The sequence below is a fragment of the Kribbella jiaozuonensis genome (genome assembly GCF_005233875.1).
Taxonomy (GTDB): domain Bacteria; phylum Actinomycetota; class Actinomycetes; order Propionibacteriales; family Kribbellaceae; genus Kribbella; species Kribbella jiaozuonensis.
In genome coordinates, this window is sequence record NZ_SZPZ01000001.1 from 1,377,822 (window position 1) to 1,399,279 (window position 21,458).

At 66.5% G+C, this 21,458-nt stretch carries 25 protein-coding genes; 19 read left to right on the forward strand and 6 right to left on the reverse strand.

The window, feature by feature from the left end; translation table 11 throughout:
• The first annotated feature begins 66 nt into the window (after nt 1-66).
• Nucleotides 67-1,230 carry a serpin family protein gene (locus tag FDA38_RS06605; protein WP_137253148.1) on the forward strand — a complete coding sequence of 388 codons (1,164 nt, stop codon included), beginning with the start codon at nt 67-69 and terminating at the stop codon, nt 1,228-1,230.
• Here FDA38_RS06605 and FDA38_RS06610 read toward each other — a convergent pair.
• Together FDA38_RS06610 and FDA38_RS06615 are read right to left on the reverse strand one after the other, a co-directional pair.
• Entirely contained in the window at nt 1,211-1,759 is a 549-nt protein-coding gene (locus tag FDA38_RS06610) for a TetR/AcrR family transcriptional regulator (RefSeq protein ID WP_137253149.1), read from the reverse strand. The genes FDA38_RS06605 and FDA38_RS06610 overlap by 20 nt on opposite strands.
• Entirely contained in the window at nt 1,734-2,165 is a 432-nt protein-coding gene (locus FDA38_RS06615; RefSeq protein ID WP_137253150.1) for an SRPBCC family protein, read from the reverse strand. The genes FDA38_RS06610 and FDA38_RS06615 overlap by 26 nt, the downstream gene beginning before the upstream one ends.
• A gap of 84 nt (nt 2,166-2,249) precedes the next feature.
• Between FDA38_RS06615 and FDA38_RS06620 the strand changes: the two genes are divergently transcribed.
• The 5 genes from FDA38_RS06620 (at nt 2,250) to FDA38_RS06640 (ending at nt 6,512) form a co-directional block, all read left to right on the forward strand.
• Nucleotides 2,250-2,444 carry a hypothetical protein gene (locus tag FDA38_RS06620; RefSeq protein ID WP_137253151.1) on the forward strand — a complete coding sequence of 65 codons (195 nt, stop codon included), beginning with the start codon at nt 2,250-2,252 and terminating at the stop codon, nt 2,442-2,444.
• Nucleotides 2,445-3,122: a PhzF family phenazine biosynthesis protein gene (locus FDA38_RS06625; RefSeq protein WP_137253152.1), complete on the forward strand. Its 678-nt coding sequence runs from the start codon at nt 2,445-2,447 to the stop codon at nt 3,120-3,122.
• Between the two features lie 72 nt (nt 3,123-3,194).
• Nucleotides 3,195-4,037: a nitrilase-related carbon-nitrogen hydrolase gene (locus FDA38_RS06630; RefSeq protein WP_137253153.1), complete on the forward strand. Its 843-nt coding sequence runs from the start codon at nt 3,195-3,197 to the stop codon at nt 4,035-4,037.
• A gap of 66 nt (nt 4,038-4,103) precedes the next feature.
• Complete coding sequence (hydA, locus tag FDA38_RS06635) at nt 4,104-5,510, forward strand: dihydropyrimidinase (protein WP_137253154.1); 1,407 nt, start codon at nt 4,104-4,106, stop codon at nt 5,508-5,510.
• Nucleotides 5,511-5,519: 9 nt separating this feature from the next.
• A complete protein-coding gene (locus FDA38_RS06640; protein ID WP_137253155.1) occupies nt 5,520-6,512 on the forward strand; it encodes a TIGR03842 family LLM class F420-dependent oxidoreductase in 993 nt (330 codons plus the stop codon).
• Here FDA38_RS06640 and FDA38_RS06645 read toward each other — a convergent pair.
• On the reverse strand, nt 6,482-7,018 hold the full coding sequence (locus tag FDA38_RS06645) for a winged helix-turn-helix transcriptional regulator (protein ID WP_137253156.1): 537 nt from the start codon (nt 7,016-7,018) through the stop codon (nt 6,482-6,484). The genes FDA38_RS06640 and FDA38_RS06645 overlap by 31 nt on opposite strands.
• A gap of 29 nt (nt 7,019-7,047) precedes the next feature.
• Between FDA38_RS06645 and FDA38_RS06650 the strand changes: the two genes are divergently transcribed.
• Both FDA38_RS06650 and FDA38_RS06655 read left to right on the forward strand, forming a co-directional pair.
• Nucleotides 7,048-7,419 (forward strand): VOC family protein, encoded by a 372-nt coding sequence (locus FDA38_RS06650; RefSeq protein WP_137253157.1) that lies wholly within the window; start codon nt 7,048-7,050, stop codon nt 7,417-7,419.
• Nucleotides 7,416-7,748: a YciI family protein gene (locus tag FDA38_RS06655; RefSeq protein WP_137253158.1), complete on the forward strand. Its 333-nt coding sequence runs from the start codon at nt 7,416-7,418 to the stop codon at nt 7,746-7,748. Before FDA38_RS06650 ends, FDA38_RS06655 begins: the two co-directional genes overlap by 4 nt.
• On the opposite strand, the gene FDA38_RS06660 is transcribed toward FDA38_RS06655, so the two are convergent.
• On the reverse strand, nt 7,735-8,151 hold the full coding sequence (locus FDA38_RS06660; protein WP_137253159.1) for a cytidine deaminase family protein: 417 nt from the start codon (nt 8,149-8,151) through the stop codon (nt 7,735-7,737). The genes FDA38_RS06655 and FDA38_RS06660 overlap by 14 nt on opposite strands.
• A gap of 198 nt (nt 8,152-8,349) precedes the next feature.
• Between FDA38_RS06660 and FDA38_RS06665 the strand changes: the two genes are divergently transcribed.
• A complete protein-coding gene (locus tag FDA38_RS06665) occupies nt 8,350-8,553 on the forward strand; it encodes a cold-shock protein (RefSeq protein ID WP_134104957.1) in 204 nt (67 codons plus the stop codon).
• 48 nt (nt 8,554-8,601) lie between these two features.
• Here FDA38_RS06665 and FDA38_RS06670 read toward each other — a convergent pair whose 3' ends face one another.
• The gene (locus FDA38_RS06670; protein ID WP_137253160.1) at nt 8,602-9,873 is read right to left on the reverse strand and encodes an ABC transporter substrate-binding protein; all 1,272 of its coding nucleotides are present in this window, start codon (nt 9,871-9,873) and stop codon (nt 8,602-8,604) included.
• 113 nt (nt 9,874-9,986) lie between these two features.
• Here FDA38_RS06670 and FDA38_RS06675 point away from each other — a divergent pair, with 113 nt between their 5' ends.
• The 3 genes from FDA38_RS06675 (at nt 9,987) to FDA38_RS42615 (ending at nt 14,555) form a co-directional block, all read left to right on the forward strand.
• A complete protein-coding gene (locus FDA38_RS06675; RefSeq protein WP_137253161.1) occupies nt 9,987-12,860 on the forward strand; it encodes a P-loop NTPase fold protein in 2,874 nt (957 codons plus the stop codon).
• A gap of 804 nt (nt 12,861-13,664) precedes the next feature.
• Nucleotides 13,665-14,117 (forward strand): hypothetical protein, encoded by a 453-nt coding sequence (locus FDA38_RS06685; RefSeq protein WP_202877572.1) that lies wholly within the window; start codon nt 13,665-13,667, stop codon nt 14,115-14,117.
• Between the two features lie 279 nt (nt 14,118-14,396).
• The gene (locus FDA38_RS42615) at nt 14,397-14,555 is read left to right on the forward strand and encodes a hypothetical protein (protein ID WP_202877573.1); all 159 of its coding nucleotides are present in this window, start codon (nt 14,397-14,399) and stop codon (nt 14,553-14,555) included.
• Nucleotides 14,556-15,274: 719 nt separating this feature from the next.
• Here FDA38_RS42615 and FDA38_RS06700 read toward each other — a convergent pair.
• A complete protein-coding gene (locus FDA38_RS06700) occupies nt 15,275-16,324 on the reverse strand; it encodes a carbohydrate kinase family protein (RefSeq protein ID WP_233714558.1) in 1,050 nt (349 codons plus the stop codon).
• A gap of 107 nt (nt 16,325-16,431) precedes the next feature.
• On the opposite strand from FDA38_RS06700, the gene FDA38_RS06705 reads away from it, so the two are divergent.
• The 7 genes from FDA38_RS06705 (at nt 16,432) to FDA38_RS06730 (ending at nt 21,441) form a co-directional block, all read left to right on the forward strand.
• The gene (locus tag FDA38_RS06705; protein WP_233714559.1) at nt 16,432-16,815 is read left to right on the forward strand and encodes a hypothetical protein; all 384 of its coding nucleotides are present in this window, start codon (nt 16,432-16,434) and stop codon (nt 16,813-16,815) included.
• On the forward strand, nt 16,808-16,972 hold the full coding sequence (locus FDA38_RS42100; RefSeq protein WP_157997087.1) for a hypothetical protein: 165 nt from the start codon (nt 16,808-16,810) through the stop codon (nt 16,970-16,972). Before FDA38_RS06705 ends, FDA38_RS42100 begins: the two co-directional genes overlap by 8 nt.
• Before the next feature lie 180 nt (nt 16,973-17,152).
• Entirely contained in the window at nt 17,153-17,842 is a 690-nt protein-coding gene (gene ftsE, locus FDA38_RS06710) for a cell division ATP-binding protein FtsE (protein WP_130444829.1), read from the forward strand.
• Nucleotides 17,843-17,861: 19 nt separating this feature from the next.
• Nucleotides 17,862-18,773, forward strand: coding sequence for a permease-like cell division protein FtsX (ftsX, locus tag FDA38_RS06715; RefSeq protein WP_137253164.1), 912 nt, complete (start codon nt 17,862-17,864; stop codon nt 18,771-18,773).
• A 96-nt stretch (nt 18,774-18,869) separates the two neighbouring features.
• Nucleotides 18,870-20,312 carry a M23 family metallopeptidase gene (locus FDA38_RS06720; RefSeq protein ID WP_137253165.1) on the forward strand — a complete coding sequence of 481 codons (1,443 nt, stop codon included), beginning with the start codon at nt 18,870-18,872 and terminating at the stop codon, nt 20,310-20,312.
• A gap of 21 nt (nt 20,313-20,333) precedes the next feature.
• Entirely contained in the window at nt 20,334-20,807 is a 474-nt protein-coding gene (gene smpB, locus FDA38_RS06725; protein WP_137253166.1) for an SsrA-binding protein SmpB, read from the forward strand.
• Between the two features lie 73 nt (nt 20,808-20,880).
• On the forward strand, nt 20,881-21,441 hold the full coding sequence (locus tag FDA38_RS06730; RefSeq protein WP_137253167.1) for a DUF1707 and DUF4870 domain-containing protein: 561 nt from the start codon (nt 20,881-20,883) through the stop codon (nt 21,439-21,441).
• Nucleotides 21,442-21,458 lie beyond the last annotated feature (17 nt).

Here is a 21,458-nt window from a genome sequence, read left to right on the forward strand (position 1 = left end):
ATGCTGGCAGAAATTCTTTGGAAATGAAAATCACCGTCATTGCGCGGTCTGTGGCAGTGTTGAGGTATGGACGCCGACATCGTGCGCGCAGTCAACGACCTCACCACCCGCTGGGCCACGAGCCTGCCGGCGGGTAACACCGTGGTGTCCGGGCTCGGGTTGTGGCCGCTCCTGGCGCTGCTGGCGACGGGCGCCGACGAGCCCGGTCGGAGCGAGCTGGCCGCGGCCGCCGGGGTGGACGCGGCGAACGGCTCGACCGACGCGATCCGGCTGATCGAGGCGATCGAAGAATCCGCCGACCTGCACGCCGCGCTCGGTGTGTGGGTGAGCGAGCAGTTGAAGCTCGCGGAGTCCTTCGATGCCGTGATGCCCGCGCCGCTCGTCGGCATGCTGACCGGCAACCCGAGCGTGGACAAGCCGAAGCTCGACGCGTGGGCCGCGGATCACACCGACGACCTCATTCGCGAGATGCCGCTCGAGCTCGACCCCGACGTACTCCTCGTCCTCGCATCGGCCCTGCTGCTCCGCACGACCTGGGTCCGTCCGTTCACCGAGCAGGTCCGCCACGTACCGAACGGCCCGTGGACCGGTTCGTGGCACTGGCTGGAGCGCGTCGACTCCGATCTGGACGCGGTACGGCGGTACGACGACCTGACCGTAGTCACTGTCCAAGGTGATGCCGACGTCGACGTACTGCTTGGGATCGGACAGCCGCACACCCCGCGGGCAGATGTGTTGACAGGCCTGCTGAACGCCGACCCAGCTGGAGGTGTCTCCGGCCGGGCGCTGATCGAGTTGGGGGAGCCTGGGGACGAAATCGCGCCTGGGGTGCGGATCGCGCAGACGACGTCGGCCCGTCCGGATCTGCGGGTTTCGTTGCCGTCGTTCAGCGTCGAGGTCGAGCACGACCTGATGCAGTCACGCGAGCTCTTCGGCCTGACCGCTGTCACCTCGGATCCTGGAGATCACGGCCACTTCAGCGCACTCAGCCCCACGCCACTCCGGGTCGGCCAGGCAAAGCAGAAGGTGCTCGCCCGCTTCTTCGCGACCGGTTTCGAGGCCGCCGCCGTCACCGCGATGGCGATGACCCGCGCCGCGATGATCACGACCAAGCAGCGTCGGCTCGACCTCGCGCTGGACCGGCCGTTCGCGTTCACCGCCGTACTGCGTGAATCGCGGCTGCCGATCGTGGCCGGCTGGGTCGAGACGCCTACTCAACCGGGAGACTGAACAGCCGGTTGAGCAGCGCGGACGCCTCGTCGACGCCCGCGTGATCGCCCGTCAGCAGCAGATCGAACAGCAGGCCGCGGGAAGCCGCCAGACCGAGCCGCGCGTACGCCGGTGCCTCGTCGGCCGGCAGACCCGCGCGGATACACAGCTCGATCAATGGCGGCAGCCAGACGTTGATCAGGTCCGCCTTGAGCGACTCAGTGTGCGGCAGGTCCTGCATCGCGTGCGCACTGAGCTCGAAGAACAACGGGCCGTAGATCAGCGCCGCCTCGGTCACCCGGCGCCAGAACAGTTCGCTCTGCTCGGCGATCGGGAGATCGGTCGCCAGCACCTCGGCCAGCAGGTCGCGCTGTTGCTGCTCGACCGTGCGGACCACCTCGGCCAGCAGCCCTTCGCGTGAGCCGAAGTGGTAGATCAGCATCCGGTGACTGGTGCCGACCGAGGTCGCGATACTGCGCAGGCTGGCGTCGCCGATCCCGTTCTTGGCGAAATGCTCGACCGCGTCAGCCAGCAGACTGTCGCGACTCACTGATCTCCTTCAGCTTCGCCGTCTCCGTGGCGATGTAGCGCCTGGTCAGGCCCGCGTACAGCCTGCCGAAGAGCCAGCCGAGCGGACCCTCCTGGATGATCGTCGCGGTCGCGACCGTGCCTTCCGGGGTCCTGATCACGCGGTGGCCGCCGGTCGTCTTGATCCCGGGCGCCTTCGAGACCCATTCGAAGTACTCGCCGTCCTTCAGCTCGGTCACCTCCCAGACGGCGACCGGGAGCTTGGGCTGGCGGATGCGGGTGCGGGCGCCGATGTGGATGCGGCCCGCGTCGAGCCGCTCGACGGAATCGACGGTCGGGGTCCAGTCGGGCCACCGCTCGACGTCGCTGAAAACATCCCAGACCACCTCTGCTGAGGCCTGGATCGTGCTGGAGTGATCGAAGCGCATGTACCAAATGGTACATCAGGTCTGTGTGAGGCTTCGGCGGGCGGTCTGCCGGGCCGATCCCGGCGGCAGGTAGGGTCTTGGCCCATGGCTGACCAGAACGTCCCGCAGAACGTGGACAACGAGCAGGACCCGGGCGCGAACACGCAGATGTTCCGTGCGTTCGTCAACGAGGGCGCGACCGAGACGACCCGCGATCCCAAGATCAACGGCCGCGTGCTCGCCGTCATCGGTGCCGCCGTACTGCTGATCGCAGTGATCGCCGCAATCGCAGTCCTGTAGTTGACCGACCTGCACGTCGAGGTCGTCCGGGTCTTCACCGACCCCGACGGCCGATTCGGTAACCCTCTCGGCATCGTCGACGGCGCCCTCGTCCCCGAGTCCGACCGCCAGGCGGTGGCCACCGCCCTCGGCTACAGCGAAACCGTGTACGTCGAAGACGCGCCGACCGGCACCCTCCGCATCTACTCCGCCACCGCCGAGATGCCCTTCGCCGGCCACCCAACCGTCGGCGCAGCCGCCTGGCTCCACGCCACCGGCCACCCGGTCGACACCCTCCACGTCCCCGCCGGCCCCATCGCAGTCACCCGCAGCGACGACATCTTCTCCGTCCGCGCCGACACCACCTGGGGCAGCACCTGGGACTGGCACCACCTCGACTCACCCGAAGCAGTCCTCACCGCCGACCCCACGACGTACGACGCCGGCCACACCTTCCTCTGGTCCTGGCAAGACCAGTCCCGCGGCATCATCCGAGCCCGAGCCTTCGCCCCCGCAATGTCCGTCCCCGAAGACGAGGCCACCGGCTCCGCCGTAACCCAACTAACCGCCCAACTCACCCGCAACCTCCACGTCATCCAAGGCACCGGCTCCCACCTCCACACCACCCACGAACCACCGACCCACGCCACTGTCGGCGGCCGGGTCCGGATCGGCAGCCCGCGCACCATCACGATCTGACCCCGATCCCGGCATCCGTTGACGGTTGGTGGGGAACGGATAGAGCATGGGACCTCTACTTGGGGAGGTCTTGTGGCAGACGTTGTCAGGGCGGCCTTGGTGCAGACGTCGTGGACCGGTGACAAAGAGTCCATGATCAAGGCGCACGAGGACTACGCGCGGCAGGCGGCCGCGGCGGGTGCGAAGGTGATCTGTTTCCAGGAGCTGTTCTACGGGCCGTACTTCTGTCAGAAGCAGGACGCCGAGTACTACGAGTACGCCGAGTCCGTGCCGGGACCGACGACCGAGCGGTTCGCCGCGCTGGCGCAGGAGCTCGGGATGGTGATGGTGCTCCCGGTGTACGAGCAGGAGCAGCCGGGCGTGCTGTACAACACCGCGGCCGTGATCGATGCCGACGGCACCTATCTGGGCAAGTACCGGAAGAACCACATCCCGCAGGTGAAGGGATTCTGGGAGAAGTTCTACTTCCGCCCGGGCAACCTCGGCTACCCGATCTTCGACACCGCGGTCGGCCGGATCGGCGTCTACATCTGCTACGACCGGCATTTCCCGGAGGGCTGGCGGGCCCTCGGCCTGGCCGGCGCGAAGATCGTGTTCAACCCGTCGGCGACGAGCCGCGGGCTCTCGGCGTACCTGTGGAAGCTGGAGCAGCCCGCGAGCGCGGTCGCGAACGAGTACTTCATCGGGGCGATCAACCGGGTCGGCATCGAGTCCGAGTTCGGCGACAACGACTTCTACGGTACGTCGTACTTCGTGGACCCCGAGGGCAAGTTCGTCGGGGACGTCGGCCATGACCACGATCCGGAACTGATCATCCGCGACCTGGACCTCGGGCTGCTGGACACGGTCCGGGACCGCTGGCAGTTCTACCGCGATCGCCGCCCGGACGCCTACGGAGACCTGACGAAGCCTTAACCCCCGAACCCCCTCTTCTTTCCTTCCTATGAAACAAGCGCTACCGCTCAAAGGGGAGTGGCATAGATGTCTTTGCTGGTCAAGGGTGGAACCGTTGTCGGACCGACCGGGACGCGGGTCGCGGACGTGCTGGTCGAGGGCGAGAAGATCGTTGCCGTCCTCGACCCGTCGTTCACGCCGACGATCACCGCCAACGAGGTGATCGATGCCTCCGGCAAGTATGTGATCCCGGGCGGGATCGACGCGCACACGCATATGGAGATGCCGTTCGGCGGTACGTCGGCCAGCGACACGTTCGACACCGGGACCCGCGCCGCGGCGTACGGCGGGACCACGACGATCATCGACTTCGCGATCCAGCGCACCGGCGAGGTGGTGCAGGACGGGCTGGCGGCCTGGCGCGCGAAGACCGAGGGCGAGTGCCACATCGACTACGCGTTCCACATGATCCTCGGCGGCGTCGACACCGACGCGCTGAAGGCGATGGACCAGCTGGTCGCCGACGAGGGCATCACCAGCTTCAAGCTGTTCATGGCGTATCCGGGCGTCTTCTACTCCGACGACGGACAGATCCTCCGCGCGATGCAGACCGCGCGGGCCAACGGCGCGATGATCATGATGCACGCCGAGAACGGCATCGCGATCGACGTACTCGTCCAGCAGGCGCTGGAACGCGGCGAGACCGACCCGATCTACCACGGCATCACCCGCCCGGCCGCACTGGAGGCCGAGGCAACGAACCGCGCGATCGCATTGGCCGAGGTCGCGCAGGACTGCCCGCTCTACATCGTCCACCTGTCCGCGAGTCAGGCGCTGGCCAAGGTTGCCGAGGCGCGGGACGCCGGCCGCAACGTGTTCGCGGAGACGTGTCCGCAGTACCTGTATCTGACGTTGGAGGACCAGCTCGGGGCGCCCGGTTTCGAAGGTGCGAAATGGGTCTGCTCGACACCGCTGCGGAGCAAACACGAATCGCATGCTCGCGATCTGTGGAAGGGGCTGCGGAGCAACGATCTGGCGATCGTGTCGACGGACCACTGCCCGTTCTGCATGAAGGATCAGAAGGAGATGGGCATCGGCGACTTCTCCAAGATCCCGAACGGGATCGGCGGCGTCGAGCATCGTGTCGACCTGATCTTCCAGGGTGTTGTCGACGGCCACCTCTCGCTCGAGCGCTGGGTGGAGACGATCGCGACCACGCCGGCCCGGATGTTCGGGCTGTACCCGCAGAAGGGGATCGTCCAGCCGGGATCCGACGCCGACCTGGTGATCTACGACCCGAACGGTACGACGCGGATCGGCGTCGAGACGCATCACATGAACATGGACTACTCGGCGTACGAAGGGGTCGAGATCCAGGGCCGGGTGGGCACCGTGATCTCGCGCGGCGAGGTAATCGTGGCTGACGGCAACTACCATGGCCGCAAGGGCCGGGGGAAGTTCCTGAAGCGTGGCCTGTCGTCGTACCTGATGTAAGGGGGAGCCGTGGACTTCGGTGTGGTGTTCCAGTGTGATCCGCCCGCGTCCACGGTCGTGGAGCTGGCCCGGAAGGCGGAGGACGCCGGGTTCGACTACGTGTGGACGTTCGACTCGCATCTGCTCTGGCAGGAGCCGTTCGTCATCTACAGCCAGATCCTGGCCAGCACGCAGCGGGTGATCGTCGGGCCGATGGTGACGAACCCGGGGACGCGGGACTGGACCGTGATCGCGTCCCAGTTCGCCACGCTGAACGAGATGTTCGGCAACCGGACGATCTGCGGGATCGGTCGCGGCGACTCCGCGCTGCGCACACTCGGCGCGAAGCCGGGGACGATCGCCGAGATGAAGCAGTGCGTCGAGGTCGTGCGTTCGCTCGCGCGCGGCGAGACGGTCGAGTACCGCGGTCAGCAGCTGAAGTTCGCCTGGGTCGACAACGGTGCGCTCGACGTGTGGGTCGCGGCGTACGGTCCCCGGGCGTTGGCCGCGACGGGAGAGGTCGGCGACGGCTACATCCTGCAGCTGGCGGATCCCGATATCGCCGAGTGGATGATCACCGCCGTACGGCGTGCTGCCGAGCAGGCGGGGCGCGATCCGATGGCGATCAAGTTCTGCGTCGCGGCCCCGGCGTACGTCGGCGACGACCTGGAACACCAGCGCGAGCAGACCCGCTGGTTCGGCGGCATGGTCGGCAACCACGTCGCGGACATCGTGGAGCGCTACGGGTCGAGTGGCGCCGTACCGCAGGCCCTCACCGACTACATCGAGGGCCGCAAGGGCTACGACTACGCCGAACACGGCCGCGCCGGCAACACCCACACCACCTTCGTCCCCGACGAGGTCGTCGATCGCTTCTGCACCCTCGGCCCCGTCGAGAACCACCTCACCCGTCTGAATGAGCTGAAGGATCTCGGCGTCGACCAGTTCGCGCTCTACCTGCAGCACGACGCCAAGGAAGAGACCCTCGCCGCCTACGGCAAGGACATCATCCCGAGCTTCTGAGCAGCCTCAGCCAACCGCAGACCCGGTGGCGTGGCGAGGTAGACGGTTGATGGCGGGTAGTCGGAGGTGACTGTCCGGCTGATCAGGTCCGCCGCCTCGAGCTCCTTCAGCGTCAGCGTCAACGCGCGCGGCGTGATGTCCGGGAGCGCCCGCCGGAGCTCCGAGAACCGGCGTTCCCCGACCAGCAGGGTGAGCGTCGGCAGCGACCACTTCTTCAGCCCCACGTCCGTGACGTCCAGTTCGTCGAGCAGTTCTGTGAGCGTGGCGGCCGATGCACCGAGCACGGGGGAGGTCAGCAGGTATTCCGGGCGCAGCGGGTGGCCCTTTCCCGGGTTGCGCTCGATCAGCCCGGTCTCGGTCAGGAACGTCAACGTCCGCCGCAGCGACTCGCGGCTCACACCCAGGGTGTGGCTGAGGTTGACGAAGCGGCCGCCGTGGCCGCGGTGCAGCTCGGCCAGCACCGGGACGGCCCAGCGGAAATGAACCAGGCGGGCAAGCGTTGACACGAAAGTAAGCTTAGTATAAAAACAGGACTATGGGTGGGATCGAGTACGACGGGCGCGCGGTCTGCGCGCTGGACGTTTCCGACCTGGAGCGGGCCGTGCAGTGGTACGAGCGGGCCCTCGGCTTCGAGGTCGTACACCGGCTGGAGTCCTGGGGCTGGGCCGAGTTGAGTACGCCGTTACCCGGGATCTCGATCGGGCTCGGCCAGGTCGAGGACCCGAAGACCGACGGCGGGGTCGTGGTCACGTTCGGCGTCCACGACATCGACAAGTCCCGCGCGCACCTGGAGTCGCTGGACACCCGCTTCGACGGCGAGACCCGGCAGATCGCCGACGAAGTCCGCCTCGCCACGTTCTACGACCCGGACGGCAACGCCTTCATGCTCGCGCAGAGGTTGGTGTGAGCACGCCGCCGCGCCCGGGCATGGAGAGCCTCACGCTGGTCCTGCTCCGCCGTCCGGCGACTCCGACGGACTTCACCGAGGACGAGGCGGACCGGATCCAGCAGGCCCACCTCGACTTCCTCGACGGCAAGCGGGCGGCCGGCGTGATGGGCGCGGCCGGCCCGTTCCGGGACCACGATGACCAGGTACTGCGGGGTTTGTGCGTCTACCGCACCGGCCTCGAGGAGGCCCGCAAGCACGCGGCGGAGGATCCGGCGGTGCAGGCGGGCATGCTCGAGGCGGAGGTCATCACCTGGTGGTTCCGCGACGGTGAGATCAGTCTGGGTTAGGCGTCCAGCGGTAGGCGCCCGGGAGTAGGTCGGTGGCGATGACGGACCTGGGGCCGTCGTCGGTCGGCAGGATGACGCGGATGCCCGGGTGGTAGTCGACCAGGACCTGCCGGTCGCGTCCGCACGGGCCGACGACGCCGCGGCCTTCGTTGCCGACGGCCACGATCGTGGTGAGTTCGCGGGCACCGTCCGCGCGGGCACGGCCGAGGGCGACCAGTTCGGCGCAGGGACCGCCGGTGAAGTGGTACAGGTTGATACCGGCGTACATCCGGCCGTCGATCCCGCGGACCGCGGCGCCCATCGTGTAGACGCCGTCGGGTCCGTCGGTGTTCGCATCGACCGTACGGCGGGCCAGCTCGATCAGCTCGCGGTCGTCGTCGGTGAGCGGTTGCAGGGAGAGCATGCGGCCAAGCCTGCCACGTCGGCCCACGCCGGATGGAACAAATTTGGCGCGGGCGTGGTTGGATGTACTAGGTCTAGTTTCAGTAGCTGTGGTTTATCTCGATCTTTCCTTGCGAGAGATGGTGTGCCGCGCCGGTGCGACGAACGCCGGGCCTGCCGCGACCGCGGTGCGCCTCATCTCTGACAAGGGAGCAACAACATGGCACAGGGAACTGTGAAGTGGTTCAACGCCGACAAGGGCTTCGGCTTCATCACCGTCGACGGCGGCGGAGCGGACGTTTTCGTCCACTACTCCACCATCCAGACCGACGGGTTCCGTAGCCTCGACGAGAACCAGCGGGTCGAGTTCGACATCGCCCAGGGCCCGAAGGGCCAGCAGGCGGAGAACGTCAAGGTCGTCTGACTCCGAACAGCCGCGGCTCCCACTCGTGGGGGCCGCGGCTGTTTCGTTTCAGCCGGCGATGCGTTTCAGCTCGGCCTCGGTGACGGACTTCACCTTCTTGATCTCCGCGGCCGGGTCGGCGCCGCTGCGGATGATCCGGTTCAGCGCGTCGGAGTACGCCGTACTGGCTTTGGGTGACCAGAGCATCGGGTTCTGCGGGCGGCCGTTCTCGTTGAGCAGCTTGACCGCGTCCGCCGCCGGGCCGGACTTCAGCTTGTCCGCCTTCGCGGCCAGGCTCTTGCGCGCCGGGACGTGGAAGCCGTACGACTGCGCGAAGTCGAGTTGGTCGTCGGTCTGATCGACCCACAACCACCTGATGTACTTCTTCGCCGCGTCGATGTTCTTCGACTTCGCGTTCACGCACGCGCCATAGGCGCCGACGGGGACGCTCGCCTCGCCGGTGGTCGCGTTGAGCTTCGGCCAGGGGAGTACGCCGTAGTCGCCCGGCAACGCCTTCTCGATCACGGGAAGCGTCCACAGCCCGGTGAACTGCATCGCGGTCAGGCCCTGCGTGAACGCGGCCGGGTCGGACCAATCGGTCGGTGCCCCGAGCAACAGAACCTTCGAGGTCCAGAGCTCGCGCAACTTGCTCAGCGACTCGGCCGCGCGCGGGTCGTCGAACCCGAACTGGTTGTCCGCGGTCAGGTAGTCCAGACCGGCCGACCAGAGCGCAGGTCCACCGAGCACGCCGACCCCGCCGTCGTTGCCGACGAACAGACCCTTCACCTTGTCGTTGGTCAGCTTCTTCGCCGCGGCCAGCAGCTCGTCGACGGTCTGCGGCGGCTGTACGCCGGCTGCGCTCAGCATGCTCTTGCGGTAGACCATCAGCTGCATGTCGATCACCTGCGGGATCGCGTACAGCTTGCCCTGGTACGACATCCGCTGGACCAGCGCGACGTTGAAGTCGTTCTTCGCGTCACCCAGGATGTCGCCGAGGTCCACGACCTGGTTGCCCTTGATCATGTCGATCGTCGGGCCGTTCGGGTACTCGAACGTGTCCGGACCCTGGTTGGTCAGCAGCGCGGTCGAGGCCTTCTTCTCGTAGTCGCCCGGCGACCATTGGATCGTCACGGTGGCGTCCGGGTAGGCCTTCGCGTACTTCTCGACCGCCTGCTGCGTTCCCGCCTCGCCGTACTGGTGGTACCACTGCTGGAGCGCCGGCTTGTCGCCGCTGCCGCTACTCGAGGGCCGCCCGCTGTTGGATCCACACCCAGCCACCGCCATCGCCGCCAGCCCGGCACCGAGCCCCAGCACCCGCCGCCTGCTGATCCCACCACTCATCACACCGTCTCCAGTCCCGCACGGTCCCACAGCCCGTGCGCATCTGCTGACCCTAGTCCGTGTGCGGGTACCCTGCTGGGACTCCCGAACCGTCAGCGAGAGGGAATGGTTCTGTGGATCCGAAAATGCAGGACGTATTGCTCCATCTGGCGCGCCATTTCACGACCGAGAACGCTCCGGCACTTAGCGCGCCCTTCGACGTCCCGGGGCTGGACGAGCTGCTGGATGTGCAGCCGTCCCTGGAACGCCTGGCGAGCCTCGACTATATCGAGGCCGAGCGCGTGGACGGACATAGAGTTCTGCTGATCACCGATCTCACGCCTGCCGGTTGGGACGCGGTCTTCAGTCTCACGGCGAGGCTCGCTGGCGGTGCTTTTACAGTCAGTGAGCAGGTGGCCGGTCAGCAGGAGAGCAGCTCCGAGTCAGTTGACGTCCAAAGCATGGCACTTGAGGCGCTGGATGCCGGAGATCTGGTGGCGGCGAAGACGCTTTTGCGCCGAATCACACCTCCCGAGCCTGTTGTCCAGCATCTCCTGGGAAAGATCGCGCTACGCGAAGGGGACCTTGAGGAGGCCCGTGCTTTGATGGCCGACGCGGCTGCGTCTGGCGTCGACGAAGCCAACCGCGATCTTGGATTCGTGCACGAGCAGCTGGCGGAACTCGATGCCGCCGCAGCGGCATACAGCCGCGCGGCAGAGTCAGGCAGTATCCATGCCTATCGCGATCTCATCCGCGTGTACGAGATGCAGGGGAATGAAGAAGCGGCGGCCGCCTGGCGACACCGCCTGGACGATCATATTGACACGGCCCAAGGTGGGCGGCGCCTCGTCATCCCGTCGATCACAGGTGACGCAGTCGAGGGCCGTCCGGACCTTCTTGAGATCGACGGCGATGCCCAGGCGCTCGCGGCTCTGATCGCGTCCAAGCAGCTCGAGCCCCCGCTAGCAGTCGGCCTGTACGGCGAGTGGGGCAGCGGCAAGACGTTCTTTATGAAGCGTGTTCAGAAGAACATCGATTTGTTGGCGGCTCGAAGTCGTGCCGAGGAGGCGGTCTTTCACTCCGGAATCGAACATGTCTGGTTCAGCGCCTGGCACTATGCGGAGGGAAATCTATGGGCAAGCCTTCTCCACCATGTGTTCGCCTCCCTGCATCCGCAGAAGTCGCGCTATCGCGCGGCGTTCGATGCAGCGGTCGAGAGCGTAGGAGGCGCTCGGCAAATGACTTCCGCGGCGACGGCCGAGGTCGTTGCGGCCAACGCGCGCCTGGAGACGGCGAACCATGCGATCGTCGACGCCGAAACGCGCCACGAGAAGGCACTGCAGAAGGCCCGTCAGTTGCGTGGTAGAGATCTGTGGACTGCCGTCGAGTTGCGGGCCTCGGAGCAAGGTCTCACCGATGAACTCGTCCGGGCCGCCAACGAGCTCGGGGTCCCGGCCCTGGTAGAGACAGCACACGATGTTTGGACGACCGCTCAGCGTGTAGGCGAATTGGCGACGCGAGCAAGAGTCCTTGCAACCTCGGGGCCTCGGTATCGAACGCCGCTGGCCTACGCCGTCTACGCCGCCGTGCTGGTTGGTGTTGGCGGCATCGTGCTCGGCGATTGGCTCCGCGACCACGATCAATGGGTCGGAACAATGGCTGCAGTTCTGGCCCAGGTGGTCGCGATCGGCTCTGCGGTTGGTACATGGTTAACACGCCAGGCGGCGCTAGCTCGGAAGTTGCTTGCCCCGGCCGAGGCCTTGCAGCAATCACTCGAAGAGCGCCTGCTGCGGCTGAAGGCGGAGCACGATACAGAGGTCAGGAAACTAGAGAAGCTGGCGGAAATCGCCGCGGCCGAGCTCGCCGCAGCGCAGGCTGAGCTGATGAACGCCGAGCAGGCGCTTCGTGATGCAACTGCGGCTAAGGCAGAGCTCACCGGGGAGGTGTTGCTACGACGGTACCTTGCGGAACGTGCCAGCAGCGGGGACTACGAGCGGTACATGGGTGTCATCGCCCTCGCTCACCGGGATCTACGCGATCTTGATGAGCATCTTCGAGCAGCTCTTCTTGACCGCGGTGGCGAGGAACACACGCTGGACCGGATTGTCTTGTACATCGATGACCTGGATCGGTGTAATCCGACCACTGTGACTGACGTCCTCGACGCAGTCCACCTGCTCCTCGCTTTGCGTCTGTTCGTCGTTGTCGTCGGTGTGGATCCGCGGTGGTTGAGGCAGTCTCTGCGCGAAAGGCATCCGTCGCTCCTCGGCCAGCCAGGGAAGCCTACCTGGACGTCTCCTACAGACTATTTGGAGAAGATCTTCAACCTCACCTATACCCTGCCTCACATGGATCCGCGCCGCGCCGCGCATCTCCTGACCAGCGTTGCCAGAGAAATACAAGGAAACGCTGCAGAACCGGGTTCTGCCGGGGGGCAGTCCACAAGGTATTTGGCGCCACCGGTGACATCATCCGACGGGCCGGACCAGGCCACCACCGGCTCAGTCGCAGATCAAGTTGTAGACATAGATGTCTATGGTGAATTGGCTGAAGCGCTCACCTTGCGGGAAGGTGAGATTTTGGCGCTGGCGGACGTTGCTCCCTTGGTTTCGGACTCGCCGCGTCGGGCCAAGCGGTTCTTGAGCATCTACCTAATCGTCAAGGCGCGGGTCCTCGCTGACCGCAACCTGCGCTATCGGTTGGTGGGTCCGAGCGGGGAGGCCGATGCCGAGCGCGGCTCGCTCCTGCTGCTGGCAATCGCTCTTTGCATGGGAACGCCGTCGACCATCGCGGCATTGGTCCAGGACCCCGACATAGACCGCTCGTCCGATCTTGAGTCGGTTCTGCTGTCGACGGACGTCGATTCTGAGCGAGGAAAGCTACTGGCCTTCCTGGAATGGCGAAGCACCAGCGCTCGACGTATCACCTTCGACGAAATTCTCGGGTGGGTGTCGACCATCAAGCCGTTCCTGCCGTTGGGGTTCGACGAACTGCGCGCTGTGTCGTGACCGACGATAGCCGCAGCAACGTGCGTGCTTATACGTCCGAGAGGCGGGCGATGGTCGCGGAAGCTCGAGGACTATCGGGACTGGGCTCTCGCGCAGGGGTTGCTGAATGCCAAAACGATGCGCGACTGGCCACCCGCGGGGCGTGCCGACTACGGGTGAAGCCAGGAAGGCATCGCTCGCGCCGGTAACCGTCGTACGAGTGAACGGGGAGCAGGAACCTGCTGTTCCTGTCTGGTCGTCGGGTTCTGCGAGCACGCCGTCGGCGCCGTTGGCGTTGACCGACCGGGAGCGGAACCCGTTCGGCCGGTTCGTGCAGCCTTCGAGGTCGGTGAAGGGAGGAGACATCGAGACCGTCACGGACGAGTGCCAGTGACCGAGACGGCATGAATACGACGAATCGATCCCTCCTGATCGGCGAGGGCTGCTGACAGAAGTCGGCGTACACGTCGTCTCCGAACACCGCTGCCAGGCCGATCGTCAGACCCAGCATGGCCGCGGCGATGGCAAAGAACGCGGCGCCGCCAGGGCATGATTCCATATCCGCAGCGGAGATCTCGGTCCCGGTCGTCGAGGCCGATTCGTGGCCGGCATCACCATGTCGCAAACGACCGCTCCTTGTACGAACACACCCTGGACCCATGACTTGTCGTTCACCGGCACGATTACTCCTCAGCGGTTGTCAGCGGTTGTCAGCGGTTGTCAGCGGTTGTCAGCGGTTGCTAGCGGTGTGTGGTCATCCGTAGCATCGTCGTTCCGCTACGGTTACAGACTTCGGAGGACCACCATGCGCCCAGGGGAGGATCGGTGATTCCCGGCTGGCTATCGACGATCGCATTTCTCCTGACCGTGCTTAGTCCTGTCATTCTCGTTGCATGCGTGCTGCTCGGTTCGTATCTGACGCGAATGTCGGATCGCGATCGAGACGTGTGGCGCCATCGAGAAGAGACCATGCGGACGGTGCGCTGGGCTGTAGAGCACATCCTGGCCGATGAAACGGCCGGCGTGGACGCCGGCATCGTGACGTTACGATCACTGATGAGATCGGAGCTCCTGCAGCCAGAGGACTACGACCTCGTGGCCGCACTGACTGCAACTGCGGCCATCGACCGAGTCGGTTCGGCTCCGTCCCAGCGGGAGATCGAGTTGGCGCAGTTGCACGTCGAATCCGCCAGGCGTGCTGGGCGCGCCCCTGAGCCCGCCATTGCCCGTATTGCCAGCCTGGGGTCGAAGAAGACCCGACCCGGCGGGTCTGGGTGAAGTCTCGTCGGGTGGTGCTGTCGGCAACCGTGTTGGTTGCCAACTGCGGTCGGTGGAATGCTTTTTCGTACATACCTCGATTGACCAGAACCCAGACGCGGGAGGATACATGAGCGCGAGAGTGTCTTCGTGACTCCGGCTTGGATGGCCGTGGTGTGTCTCGTCGTAGCCGGCCTAAGTCCGGTGCTCGCAATCGGTGGCGTGGCATTGGGGGCTTACCTAGTGCGTAAGACGGACAGGCAGCTAGATAGTTGGCAGCACCGTGAGGAGACGATGCGGATGGCGCGGTGGGCGGTAGACCAGGTCATCGCCGGTGACGAGGCCAGTATGGATGCAGGTGTGGTGGCGTTGCGCTCGTTGCTCCGATCCGAGCTCCTGCAGCCGGAGGACTACGACCTGGTTGCTGCCTTGACAGCCGCGATTGAGGGCGGACGGTGAGGTCGGTCGATCGGTGGCACATTGCGGAATAGCGCAATCGCGTTTGGTCAAAAATACTCACCCGGGCGTTAGCCCACTTTCGGCGTACATCGTTCGAGCACGCGGTCGAGTTGGCCGAGACGGCGACCTCGACCTGCTTCGCGATGAACGCCACGTGCGAACCGTCGATGACCTGGGCGATGGCATCCATCCGTTCCCAGAAACGTCGCGGACTCGGGACGGATGGCGTTTGTCGTGGGCCGATGGCCCTGACCGAGCGACCGCTCGCCGCGCAAGCAGGTCCGCGGGACCTTCTGCGCGTGGCGTACTCGCACCGGCGGGGTGGTCCGTCGGCCGCGAGTGGACGCGAGCATCGAGGTCGGCAAAGGCGCTTGGAGTTCGACGAGGGTCTCGCGGGCGTCGAGCCCCCAGGTAGCCAGATAGACCAAGCGGCTCGCGTTGGCGAGATCGGCGGACGCCCGGGTGATGACGGCACCGCTGTACGAATGACCGACCAGCTCGACCGGGCCGTCGATTGCCGCCACGAACGTGCGGACACAGGCGGTCGAAGCGCAGGCCGCAGGGCGGGTCGGCGAAGGCGCCGTGGACCAGGACGACCGTCGGGTGCGTTGCAGGTCTGACATGGGAATCGACCGCTTCTGATTGCCGGGGGCCACGATCGGCACCTCGAACCCAGCCATCGGCGGGCGGCGCCCCACATCAGGCAGATAGGTGATCCTTCAGGCGTCCGACTGGCGCGCGATGGTCGCGGACGCCCGCCGCACGATCGGGACCGGCCCGGCGGGGAGCACGTCGCCGACGAACGTGTAGTGCTCGAGGATGGCCGGGTCGACGTCGCCCGGCCGGTGCCGGCTGTGGTCGCGGACCCAGTCGATGATGTCGCCCCAGCCCGGCGCCGCGAGCGATCCGCCGAAGTGCTGGACCGACAGGCCGGCGCAGAGGTTGCTGAACGCAAGCCGATGAGCCAGCGGCCAGCCGCGGAGCGTCCCGAGCACGAGCGACGCGAGGAAGACGTCGCCGGCACCCGTCGGGTCGTACGAGCGGACCGGCAGCGCCGGCACCTGCTCCTCCTCGCCGGTCGTCGAGTCGATCGCCAGTACGCCGTCCGCGCCGTTCGTCACGACTGCCAGCGGCACCCGCTCGGCCAGCTTGTGCAGGGCGGCCTTCGGCGTGTCGGTCCGCGTGTACGACATCGCCTCGGTCGCGTTCGGCGTGAACGCGTAGAACCCTTCCAGTACGTCGAGAACGGCCGGCGACCACTCGTCCGTCGGATCCCACCCGACGTCACCGAACAGCAGCGCACCGGACTCGCGTGCCTCGACCGTCCAGCCGGGCAACTCGTCGGCGACCGGCACGATCGCGGACCGTGTCTTCAGGCCGGGACCGACCAGTTTGCTCGGGTCGCCGGGCGCCTCGTGGGCATGCGTGACCATCGCGCGATCCCGGTCGATCGACATCGAGACGGTGACGGGCGAGTGCCAGTGGCCGATCCGTCGCGAATGGGACAGGTCCACACCCTCCTGGTCGGCCAGGGTCCGCCAGCAGAAGTCGGCGTACACGTCGTCACCGAAGACGGCGGCCAGGCCGCTCTTCAGGCCGAGCCGGGCGGCCGCGATCGCGAAGTTCGCGACGCCGCCGGGGCAGGACCCCATACCTTCTGCGAAGATCTCGGTCCCGGTGGTCGGGGCGGTTTCCAGGCCGGTCATCACGATGTCGTAGAACACGGTCCCTTGTACGAACACGTCGTACATGTCGGGTTCGTCGGTCACGGTGACACCGCTCCTTGTCATCCTGGGTCAGCTTTGTCGGTGGCGGGTGGAATGCTCCTTCGTAACATCATCAGCCGGTCAAAACCATGCAATTGGGAGGCGCGTGCGTGATCCCCACCTGGATCTCGATCGTCGGCGTCGTGATGACGGTGCTCAGTCCGCTGCTCGCGCTCGGCGGCGTCTTCCTCGGGTCGTACCTGGTCCGCAAGTCCGACCGTGAGCTCGACACCTGGCGGCACCGGGAGGAGACGATGCGGATGGTCCGCTGGGCGGTCGAGCAGATCCTCGACGGCGAGGACGACGCGGGCACGGACGCCGGTGTGGTGACGCTGCGCTCACTCATGCGGTCGGAGTTGTTACAGCCGGAGGACTACGACCTGGTCGCCGCGCTGACCGCCGCGGTAGCGATCGACCGGGTCGGCGCGGCCGCGTACGCTGATATTGCGGATGCAGACATCGAGGTCGTCGAGGGAGACAGTGACAATGGCTGAGAAGAAGACCGTGAAGGTCTCCCGCCAGGCCGTCGAGCTGGCCCGGTTGCATGTCGAGGCTGCCCGCAAGGCCGGCCGCAAACCCGATGCCGGCGTCGCGCGGATCGCGAGCGCCCGGCCGGGCAACGGCGCGGGTGCCGCGCCGGCTCCTGCCTGAGGCGCCGTACGAGCGTTTCAAACGCACCGGGTATCGGACGCGCCCGTACGGACCGGCAGGCCTGGTCGGCGGCACGCCCGGGAGCGCCTAGACTGATCGCCGGCCGCTCCGGTGGCGTACGGTGCACTTCGTGGTTACCGTCGCGCCGCTTCCTGTTCCCGACCACGGCCGGATGATCCCGTGATCCGCTTCGAGAATGTGTCCAAGACGTACGAGGGCCAGTCCAAGGCCGCTCTGCTGAACGTCAACGTCGAGATCGAGAAAGGCGAGTTCGTCTTCCTGGTCGGCACCTCCGGGTCCGGCAAGTCGACGTTCCTGCGCCTGGTACTGCGTGAGCACCGGACCACCCGCGGTCACATCATGGTCGCCGGCAAGGACCTGAACCGGCTGGCCAGCTGGCGGATCCCGCAGATGCGCCGCCAGATCGGGACCGTGTTCCAGGACTTCCGGCTGCTGCCGAACAAGACCGTCGCGGAGAACGTGGCGTTCGCGCTGCAGGTGATCGGCAAGCCCCGCTCGCACATCCGCAAGACCGTTCCCGAGGTGCTCGAGCTGGTCGGCCTGGACGGCAAGGAAGACCGGATGCCGGACGAGCTGTCCGGCGGTGAGCAGCAGCGGGTGGCGATCGCCCGCGCGTTCGTGAACCGGCCGATGATCCTGATCGCCGACGAGCCGACCGGAAACCTCGACCCGGGGACGTCGGTCGGCATCATGAAGCTGCTGGACCGGATCAACCGCACCGGAACGACCGTGGTGATGGCCACCCACGACGTGTCGATCGTGGACCAGATGCGCAAGCGCGTGATCGAGCTGGAGAACGGCCACGTCGTCCGCGACGAGTCGCGCGGCGTCTACGGCTACCAGCACTGACCAGGGGACTGACTGACTGATGCGCTTGAACTACATCCTCTCCGACCTCGGTATCGGCCTGCGGCGGAACATGTCGATGACGATCGCGGTCGTCGTCACGATCTGGGTCTCGCTGTCGCTGTTCGGCAGCGCGCTGCTCGCCCGCGAGCAGGTCGACCTGATGAAGGGGAACTGGTACGACAAGATCCAGATCTCGGTCTTCCTGTGCACCAAGGACTCCGGCGGCCGCGGCTGCAGCGGTACCGAGGTGACCCAGGAGCAGAAGAACCGGATCCAGCAGGTCATCCAGACCAACCCCGACACCGCACCCGACGGCGTCTTCTCGGAGTCGAAGTCCGAAGCGTTCGAGTCGTTCAAGAAGCTGTACAAGGACTCGCCGATCGTCAGCACGGTCACCCAGGACCAGATGCAGGAGTCCTTCCGGGTCAAACTGAAGGATCCCCAGCGCTATCAGAACCTGGTGAGTGCGGTCAGCGGCTTACCGGGCGTCGATACCGTGCAGGACCTCCGGCAGTACCTCGATCCGTTGTTCAAGGCCCTCAACGGGTTGCAGGTCGGCGCGCTGATATCGGCCGGCTTGCTGCTGGTCGCCGCCCTGATGCAGATCTCCAACACGATCCGGTTGGCGGCGTACGCCCGGAGACGAGAGATAGGCATCATGCGCCTGGTGGGCGCCTCGAACTTCTATATCCAGCTGCCGTTCCTGCTCGAAGCGGTGCTGGCCGCCCTGGTGGGCGCGGTCTTTGCCTGCGGCACCCTGTGGGTCGGGGTGTACTTCGTTGTCATGCAGCGGGCCCAGGAGACGTTCCGGGTCTGGCAGTGGGTCGGCGCGGCCGAAACCTTCCGCGCGACGCTGATCATGGTCGTGGTCGGCCTGATCCTGGCCGTGATCCCGACATTCCTGACGACGCGGAAATACCTCAAAGTCTGACCCGGGTGACCTATCGTGCTGTATCAGGAGTCACAGAAGTAACAGACGTAACTCCTGTACCGCACGACAACTGAACCCAGAGCAAGGGGTCGACCTGTGGTCCCGCACTTCCCCGGTGCGAACCCGCGCAAGCGGGGGAGCATCAAGCGAGACGACAGCACCGGCACCGCCACCACGCCGTACCAGCGATCACGCACGCGACCGCCGGGCCGGCAGACGGTGGTTGCCGCTTGCTGCCTTGTCCTGTCCCTGTCCGCCGGAGTCCTGGCGGCGGTTCCGTCTGCCCCGTCGGCAGAGGCGAGACCGCCGGATCCAGCCGCCAAGAAGAAACAGCTCGACGCGCAACTCGGTCAGCAGAAGGCCGATCTCGACGACGCGTCCGACCAGCTCGGCAAGTCCGTTGCCGCGTACAACCAGGCCGAGACGAAGTACCAGGCCGTCCAGGTCCGGTACGCCGCCGCGCAGGGCCAACTGGCCGCTGCGAAGGCCGCCGATGCGGTTGCCGCGGGCAAGCTTGCTGCGGCCGAGGCGGCCTTGCGTACGGCGGTGTCCGACGTCGAGGCCGGCGAGAAGCTGATCGCGGAGAAGCGGGCCGTTGCCGGTCGCGCCGTACGGTCGGCGTACCAGCAGCAGAACAGTCTTGTCGGGCTGTCGATCGCGCTGCGCGGGGCCGCGCCCGCCGACATCGCCACCGGGATGCAGATCCAGCGGAACGTGTTCGGCATCCAGAGCAACGCGATCACCAACCTGAACAACGCGCAGGCGGAGCTCGCCAGCCGTCGGGTCAAGGTCGCGGCCGCGGAGAAGGCATCCGAGGCGGCCCGGGCCGAGGCGGCGGCGACCGTACAGCGGGTCACCGAGCTGACCAAGCAGGTCGCGGCCGACAAGGCCGAGGCGGCGGCGGTCGCGAAGGTCAAGCTGATCGCGTTCAAGGCCGCCGAGAAGGAGAAGAACACCGAGCTGGCGCAGTACAACTCGTTGCTGCGTGAGCGGGCGCGGGTCGAGCAGCTGCTGATCGCACGGGCGAAGGCCGAGAAGGCAGCAACCGCGCGGCGGAAGGCGGCGGCCGAGAAGGCCGAGCGGGAGAAGGCGCGCAAGGAGCACCGGCCGCCGCGGAACATCCCGGACCCGGGCGGTTCGGGTGGCGGTCGGTTGAGTTACCCGGTGAGCAGTTACATCACCTCGCCGTACGGGATGCGCTTCCACCCGGTCCTGCACTACTGGAAGCTGCACGACGGCACCGACTTCCGCGCTCCCTGCGGTACGCCGGTGCGCGCCGCGGCCGACGGCGTGGTGACGGACAAGTACTACAACGGCGGCTACGGGAACCGGCTCTTCGTCTCACACGGAGTGATGGACGGTCGCTCGATCACGACCGTCTACAACCACCTCTCGAAGTACAAGGCCCATGTCGGCGAGCGGGTCCGCAGAGGCGAGATCATCGCGTGGTCCGGGACGACCGGCTACTCGACCGGCTGCCATCTGCACTTCATGGTCTACCAGGACGGCAACGTCATTAATCCGATGAAGTGGCTCTGAGCGACCTGCGATACTGGTCGGATGGTGAAACAGACCGGCCAGCAGAAGCCGATCGCGCAGAACCGGAAGGCGCGACACGACTACCACATCGAGGACGTGGTGGAGGCCGGGCTGGTGCTGACGGGGACCGAGGTCAAGTCCCTCCGGCTGGGCCGGGCCTCCCTCGTCGACGCGTTCGCCGCCGTCCGCGGCAACGAGCTGTGGCTGCAGGGCATGCACATCCCGGAGTACACGCACGGCACGTGGACCAATCACGAGCCGCGCCGGGCGCGGAAGCTGCTGCTGCACAAGGACGAGGTGCAGAAGCTGATCCGGGCCGTCGAGCAGCAGGGTGTGTCACTGATCCCGCTGTCGCTGTACTTCAAGGACGGGTACGCGAAGGTCGAGCTCGCGACCGGGCGCGGTAAGAAGGACTACGACAAACGCCACGCCCTGGCCGAGCGCCAGGCCAACCGCGAGGCCCAGCGCGCCCTGTCGGACCGCCACCGTCACTGACCGGGGGTCGCTCAGGGGCTGCTCCGGGCTGAACCCGATGGGGTGAACGGCAGGTCGCGCGCAGAGTGGAAGCATGTCCACTTCAGACCTGCTGGTGACGCCGGCCCAACGGGACCGCGCAGTCGAGATCCTGAAAGAGATGTACGCCGACGGCCGGCTCGACCACATGGAGTTCGACCTCCGGCTCGAGAAGGCCCTGAAGGCCCGCACCCGCGCGGAGCTGAACAGCACGTTCGACGGCCTGGTCGCACGGCCCGTCCCGACGTTCGCGCCGGCCGCCTTCACCCGCCCGGCGCCGATCCAGCGCTACGAGGGTGACGGGCGGGGGATGGGCACGGTCGCGCACTGGCTCGGCTACCCGACCTTCTTCGTCGGCCCCGCCATCGTGGTCGCCACCACCGGCCAGAAGAACCCCGCAGTACGCCGCCACGCCGTCGAGGCCCTCAACTTCCAGCTGACCGCCGTCGGCGCCTTCGCCGCCCTCGGCATCCTCACCGGCTTCACCCACGGCTTCCTCGGGTTCCTCTTCCCGATCCTCGGCATCCTCTGGTTCCTCCTCACCGGCATCGGCGGCCTGGCCACCGCAGCCACCGGCAAGTTCCGCTACCCCTTCACCCTCCGCCTGATCAAGTAGGGGAATGTCAGGTGCGG

What these genes read in the sequence shown, in the direction of transcription:
- FDA38_RS42615 (WP_202877573.1), top strand. Translation starts at nt 14,397, where the DNA reads ATGGCGCGGTGGGCGGTAGACCAGGTCATCGCCGGTGACGAGGCCAGT.
- FDA38_RS06670 (WP_137253160.1), bottom strand. Translation starts at nt 9,873, where the DNA reads ATGAGTGGTGGGATCAGCAGGCGGCGGGTGCTGGGGCTCGGTGCCGGG.
- FDA38_RS06665 (WP_134104957.1), top strand. Translation starts at nt 8,350, where the DNA reads ATGGCACAGGGAACTGTGAAGTGGTTCAACGCCGACAAGGGCTTCGGC.
- FDA38_RS42100 (WP_157997087.1), top strand. Translation starts at nt 16,808, where the DNA reads ATGGCTGAGAAGAAGACCGTGAAGGTCTCCCGCCAGGCCGTCGAGCTG.
- ftsX (WP_137253164.1), top strand. Translation starts at nt 17,862, where the DNA reads ATGCGCTTGAACTACATCCTCTCCGACCTCGGTATCGGCCTGCGGCGG.
- FDA38_RS06730 (WP_137253167.1), top strand. Translation starts at nt 20,881, where the DNA reads ATGTCCACTTCAGACCTGCTGGTGACGCCGGCCCAACGGGACCGCGCA.
- hydA (WP_137253154.1), top strand. Translation starts at nt 4,104, where the DNA reads ATGTCTTTGCTGGTCAAGGGTGGAACCGTTGTCGGACCGACCGGGACG.
- FDA38_RS06650 (WP_137253157.1), top strand. Translation starts at nt 7,048, where the DNA reads ATGGGTGGGATCGAGTACGACGGGCGCGCGGTCTGCGCGCTGGACGTT.
- FDA38_RS06660 (WP_137253159.1), bottom strand. Translation starts at nt 8,151, where the DNA reads ATGCTCTCCCTGCAACCGCTCACCGACGACGACCGCGAGCTGATCGAG.
- FDA38_RS06605 (WP_137253148.1), top strand. Translation starts at nt 67, where the DNA reads ATGGACGCCGACATCGTGCGCGCAGTCAACGACCTCACCACCCGCTGG.
- FDA38_RS06615 (WP_137253150.1), bottom strand. Translation starts at nt 2,165, where the DNA reads ATGCGCTTCGATCACTCCAGCACGATCCAGGCCTCAGCAGAGGTGGTC.
- smpB (WP_137253166.1), top strand. Translation starts at nt 20,334, where the DNA reads ATGGTGAAACAGACCGGCCAGCAGAAGCCGATCGCGCAGAACCGGAAG.
- FDA38_RS06620 (WP_137253151.1), top strand. Translation starts at nt 2,250, where the DNA reads ATGGCTGACCAGAACGTCCCGCAGAACGTGGACAACGAGCAGGACCCG.